Raw genomic sequence first — 1,222 nt, forward strand, 5'->3', positions numbered from 1 at the left:
TGTAATACTCCCTAAAAAGTGGACCAGCGGTTAAGTTTATTTACATTTAAAAAAACCGTTAGAAATGGCACGAACAAAAAGGAAATTCACAGCTAAATTTAAGGCAATGGTAGCAATAGAAGCGCTAAAAGAGCGTGAGACGGCTGCTGAATTAGCCAAAAGATTTGAGATTCATCCCAATCAAATTTCCATGTGGAAAAGGGATTTTCTAGAGCACGCAGATCAAGCATTCGGAGGAGATAAAAACCCTAAAGAAGATGATGAAAAAAAGGTAGATGAGCTGTTTAAACAGATAGGTCAGCTCAAGGTTGAAAATGACTTTTTAAAAAAAAGCTTAAAGAAAACCGGACTGTAACCGAACTGAAGATGCTCGTTAATCACAACCATGAGTTGAGCCTTAGAAAACAATGTAAGTTACTGGAAATCAATCGTAGCAGTCTGTACATCAAGCCAAAAGGTGAGAGTCAAGAGAATTTAAAACTTATGCGTACCATGGATAAGCTTTTTCTACAAGACCCGACTCTCGGCGTGCTTGGGATGCAACATGAGCTTGACGATTTAAATTTACATTACAATGAGAAACGGATACGAAGGCTGTTAAGGCTAATGGCTATTGAACCCATTTATCCGAAGAAGAATCTAAGCCGTCTAGGTAAAGCAAAATACATACACCCGTACTTACTGCGAAACTTGAAAATAGAACGAGCAAATCAAGTTTGGGCTATAGACATATCTTATATCCCAATGAAGTCTGGCTTTATGTATTTAACGGCCATAATAGACGTTTACAGCAGGTTTATCGTAGGATGGAACATCTCTAACACCCTGGATAAAGAAATCCAAACTACGGTGCTCCTAGAGGCGATCCAGCAATACGGTAAACCAGAAATCATTAACTCAGATCAAGGGGCTCAATACACCAGTGAACATTGGGTAAGTACAGTAAAGTCTTTAGGGATTATGGTAAGTATGGACGGGAAAGGAAGAGCGACAGATAATGCATTTATAGAACGCTGGTTCAGGACGGTGAAACAAAAATATGTTTACCTAAATCCAGCAGGTAATGGCATAGATCTGTACCTAGGTATTAAAGCCTTTATTCTCAAATACAACAAACGAAAACATCAAGGTATTAACAGAAGAAAACCAGTTGATTTATATATGGCTGCTTAAATCAACTATATTTGAGCAACTACTGGTCCATCAAACGGGGAGTACTTCA

Annotated in this window: 2 protein-coding genes; both read left to right on the forward strand. The window is 38.4% G+C overall.

Features of this window, described 5'->3' with window-relative positions; genetic code table 11:
* Positions 1-64: 64 nt before the first annotated feature.
* Positions 65-355: a transposase gene (locus tag FRX97_RS12130; protein ID WP_147015486.1), complete on the forward strand. Its 291-nt coding sequence runs from the start codon at positions 65-67 to the stop codon at positions 353-355.
* 11 nt (positions 356-366) lie between these two features.
* On the forward strand, positions 367-1,173 hold the full coding sequence (locus FRX97_RS12135) for an IS3 family transposase (RefSeq protein ID WP_147015487.1): 807 nt from the start codon (positions 367-369) through the stop codon (positions 1,171-1,173).
* Positions 1,174-1,222 lie beyond the last annotated feature (49 nt).

The sequence above is a fragment of the Luteibaculum oceani genome (assembly GCF_007995015.1).
GTDB classification, from domain to species: domain Bacteria; phylum Bacteroidota; class Bacteroidia; order Flavobacteriales_D; family Luteibaculaceae; genus Luteibaculum; species Luteibaculum oceani.